The 3642-nt window shown below is 63.8% G+C and carries 5 protein-coding genes and 1 pseudogene; 2 read left to right on the top strand and 4 right to left on the bottom strand.

The genetic code is table 11. The features are described from left to right. Positions 1 to 218: pseudogene (locus tag EN745_RS31810) on the top strand (hypothetical protein); the annotation flags it as partial. 248 nt (positions 219 to 466) lie between these two features. Beyond that, positions 467 to 874 (top strand): hypothetical protein, encoded by a 408-nt coding sequence (locus EN745_RS31805; RefSeq protein ID WP_127423080.1) that lies wholly within the window; start codon positions 467 to 469, stop codon positions 872 to 874. 84 nt (positions 875 to 958) lie between these two features. Here the strand turns inward: EN745_RS31805 and EN745_RS31800 are convergent, their stop codons facing one another. From EN745_RS31800 to EN745_RS31785, 4 genes are all read right to left on the bottom strand, one after another. Beyond that, positions 959 to 1234 (bottom strand): hypothetical protein, encoded by a 276-nt coding sequence (locus EN745_RS31800; RefSeq protein ID WP_126055394.1) that lies wholly within the window; start codon positions 1232 to 1234, stop codon positions 959 to 961. Positions 1235 to 1514: 280 nt separating this feature from the next. After that, positions 1515 to 1811 carry a GYD domain-containing protein gene (locus tag EN745_RS31795; protein ID WP_126055393.1) on the bottom strand — a complete coding sequence of 99 codons (297 nt, stop codon included), beginning with the start codon at positions 1809 to 1811 and terminating at the stop codon, positions 1515 to 1517. 238 nt (positions 1812 to 2049) lie between these two features. Beyond that, on the bottom strand, positions 2050 to 3051 hold the full coding sequence (locus tag EN745_RS31790; RefSeq protein ID WP_127423079.1) for a diguanylate cyclase: 1002 nt from the start codon (positions 3049 to 3051) through the stop codon (positions 2050 to 2052). Positions 3052 to 3225: 174 nt separating this feature from the next. Then, a partial coding sequence (locus EN745_RS31785; protein ID WP_127423078.1) for a DUF1236 domain-containing protein occupies positions 3226 to 3642 on the bottom strand: 417 nt, incomplete at its 5' end.

The raw sequence follows: 3642 nt of genomic DNA, 5'->3' as shown, positions 1-3642 counted from the left end.
CCGACGAAGCCGCTGCCGAACTCCCAGCGCCCGACGCGGCGCTTGCCGAGATGGCCAACAAGCCGGTCGACGACGAGGTCACAGAGTGGGCCACGGGCGTGCTCGACGACAAGATCGACCAGGTAGCCGCCAAGCTGGCGGAGCAGGACGCCGCCGCGGCGACGACCGATGACACGACCTCCGATCCGGCCGAAGAGGAAACGGAAACGACGGAATGAGTAAGTAGGGAAGAGTGAGTAGGGAGTAGCAATAGCAAATGGGGGTGCTGCATACCGCGGCACCGACCATTCACTGCTGGCTACTCACTACTCGCTCGTCCTTATTCGCTACTCCCTGTTCGCTATTCGCTTCCATTCATCGCAACGGGGAAAACCACCGCTAAGCCCATGTTCGGCATGGCAAATCTTTCTCTCCCAATGTAGTCTCCAGCGTATAGGGGATCAAAAGGCATTGGGAGGACAACAACATGCCACGGGTTTCGGAACTCTTCTTCAAGACCGCCATCGTGTTTCTCATGTTGGGCGTCGCCGCCGGCCTGGAAATGGCCATCTCGGGCGACCATGGCGCGTTTCCCGCGCACGCCCACATCAACCTTCTCGGCTGGGTTACGTCGGCACTGTTCGGCGGCTATTACGCGCTCAATCCGGCCAAGGCGGCCCGCCGCATCGCCATGATCCACTACGGCCTCTACACGCTCGGCCTGGTGATCATGATGCCCGCGCTCTACCTGATGCTGCACGGCAATCCGGCACTGGAGCCGGTGGTGGCCGGCGGCTCGCTGATCGTCGCCGCCGCGATTCTGATTTTCGCCGTGGTGGTGTTCTCATCCGAACCGGTGCCGGCCGCCTCAGGCCTGCAGTCGGCGCCTCGCTGAGGAACTGACGCCAACGGCGGAGTTGCCAATCTCCCTCACAAGGGGGATTGGCTGTCGCCTCGGCTGCCGCCAATCGCCGGGCGCCTAGAGCAGCCGCGACAGCAGGCTGAAGAGGATGCCATCGCGCTTGAAGGGGCCAGGCATCTTGGCCGGAAGCGAACTGTCGCTGGTCTTGGCGACTGAAGAGCCGCGGCCGTAGATGATCGCCAGCACGGCGACGAAATAGCCCACCTGCAGCAGCAAAGCGGCGACGAAGGCCCAGCCCAGCGATTGCCAAAGCGATCCCGTCTCCGCGTAGGTCCATCCAAGGACCACGAGAAGCGTGACCGACATTCCCACAAGGAACTGCGGAAAATACATTTGCCCGATCGAACACTCCGGACTGCAACGCCCGGAATGCCCGCCCATGTCTCTACCCTATTAGAGCGTTGCACCTTTCACGCATGGTCGCAAGTTGGCACCAGTGCCGCGCTCTCATCTGCCTTTCGGCTTGTGATCTGCGACCTACGTCTTAGGACTTAGGGCCTTGCGGCGTTGCATGCAAGAGTTGTCTTGCCCACTTCCACCGGCGATTGACGCGAGCCGGCGGCTCCGGGCTCGGGCATGCCCGGCGTGACGCCTCGCGCCGGGCTGCTTGCCGTCAGACGGCCATCTTGCCGAGGATCTTCGCCATGTCGGCGGCGTCGAAGGCCTTCAGCGTCTGGGTGCGCACATTGCCGAGCGATGCCACGGAGAGGCTGAGGGCGGTGGCGGCTATGTCGTCATTGGCTTCGACGGTGGCCACCACGTCGTGCTGGCCGAGCGTCCACAGTAGCGAGTTCACCTTCACTCCGCTGTCAGCGGCCATCGCCTTGAATGCCTCCGCCCGTTTCACCGTATCCTTGATGGATTTGGCGCCCTGCTCGGTGAAGTTCACGAGTATGACGTAATGCGACATGATTTCCTCCCATTGCGGTCGGGGGGCGTGCGGAAGCGTCTCCGCCGCGGCCGTTGTTTCTCCCGACGAGATCGTGCCTGCGAGGCGGCACGCGAGACGGAGCGCCGGCCGAGGCAGCTCTATGGAGACTCCGCCGACGCTCCCACGCGAAGATTGGGTGTTGTCCCCGCGCACAGCCATATTAGCATTTGCGAATGTTTGGGGAAGCCTGTTTTGCCGTCGAAACGCGGCCCGCTTTTCAAGCCTCGAAGAAGTGGAATTTCCCGCGTCCGCCGGACTTGCTGCGGTAGAGCGCCATATCGGCCTTCTGCAGCAGCTCGTCGGAGCTCACGCCATCGCCAGGCCCTAGCGCGATGCCGACGCTGAGCCCGAGGACGTGCGGCTTGCCGGCCACCGTGAAGGGTTCCCGGAAGCGATCGATGATGCGCGAGGCAAGCGCTGCCGCGTCGCCCTTTGCGGCAATGCCTGTCTGGACGATGGCGAATTCGTCGCCGCCGAGCCGCGCCACCGTGTCGTGGTCGCGCACCGCGCCGCGCAAACGGGTGGCCGCGTCGATCAGCAGCCTGTCGCCGGCCTTGTGGCCGAAGCCGTCATTGACCGGCTTGAACTTGTCGAGGTCGAGATAATGCACGGCCATCAGCGCGCCGCGCCTGGCAAGCGCCACCGCGCTCTGCAGCCGATCGGAAAACAGCATGCGGTTGGGCAGGTCGGTCAGCGCGTCGTGATGCGCCATGTGGGCGATCGTCGCCTGGTCGCGGCGCTGCTCTGTGACGTCGAAATAAGTGGTGACGAAGCCGCCGCCCTCGATCGGCATGCCGCGCACCTCGACGACGGTTCCGTTAGGGCGGGTCCGTTCATAGACATGCGCCTCGCGCTGCCTGACCAGCGCCAGCCGGCGCGCGACGTGCAGTTCGACTTCGCCCGGCCCGTACTCGCCACGCTCGGCGTTGAAGCGAAACAGCATCTCCATCGACGGATAGCCATTGGCGAAGAGGTCGTCCGGATAGTCGAGCAGGGTCCGCTGCCGCTGGTTGCAGATGACCATGTTGAGATCCTGGTCGAACAGCGAGACGCCGCCGGGGAAATTCTCGATCACCGCCTCGAGCAGCCGGATCCGCTCCCGCGAATGCTCGATCAGCTGCGCCATCCGGCCGATCGCTTCGGCGAGGCCCGCCGTGCCCCGGCTTGCCGGCACGTCTGCTTTCAACGCGCCAGCCGCGCCACGTGATACCATCGCCATCGGCCGCTGACCCCCTCAGCAATCCCCGGAATATGCGGCCACGCTAATATGAAAGGATTGCCGCCGGATTAACGTCGCGCCGGCCGCGGCCTTTTTCCGGTTTGTTTTGGATCGCGAACGAGAGAGGCCCGCCATGCCAATGCGGCGCGGCGGGCCTGGTGACGCTCGTGAACGTCAGGTCAGGATGATGACGATCTTCAGCGTGTCAGGATCGACGATGACGATCCTGCCATCGGCCAGCACGAAATATTCATAGGTTTCGTAGGCCGGAACGATCTTGACGATGCGCGGCGGCAGGCGGTGCAGTCGCACCTTGTGCCGCGGCACCTCGACGCCGACGGAAATGTCGAAATCGACGCTCGCGACCGGCGAGATTTTCGTCTCGCGGATCACATTGGTGATCTCGGTCTTCTGCTCGACGGTCACATTGGTGATCGATGCGGTCGAGCCCTGGTCGGTCTGGGTCGAGGTCGTGCCCTGGGCGTTCTGCTCAGTCGTCGTGCCACTTGTGCCCTGGGCCTTCTGCTCGGTCGTTGTGCCGGCCTTGCCCTGCGCCTGCTCGTCGGTCTTCAGCTTCGGCTTGCCCTGGGC

This window comes from Mesorhizobium sp. M4A.F.Ca.ET.022.05.2.1 (assembly GCF_003998845.1).
GTDB lineage: Bacteria > Pseudomonadota > Alphaproteobacteria > Rhizobiales > Rhizobiaceae > Mesorhizobium.
This window is presented reverse-complemented; position numbering and strand designations above follow the sequence as displayed.

Bases quoted from the DNA above. Each gene is read 5' to 3' on its own strand.
- EN745_RS31790 (WP_127423079.1), bottom strand. From the start codon at position 3,051: ATGGCGATGGTATCACGTGGCGCGGCTGGCGCGTTGAAAGCAGACGTG.
- EN745_RS31805 (WP_127423080.1), top strand. From the start codon at position 467: ATGCCACGGGTTTCGGAACTCTTCTTCAAGACCGCCATCGTGTTTCTC.
- EN745_RS31795 (WP_126055393.1), bottom strand. From the start codon at position 1,811: ATGTCGCATTACGTCATACTCGTGAACTTCACCGAGCAGGGCGCCAAA.
- EN745_RS31800 (WP_126055394.1), bottom strand. From the start codon at position 1,234: ATGTATTTTCCGCAGTTCCTTGTGGGAATGTCGGTCACGCTTCTCGTG.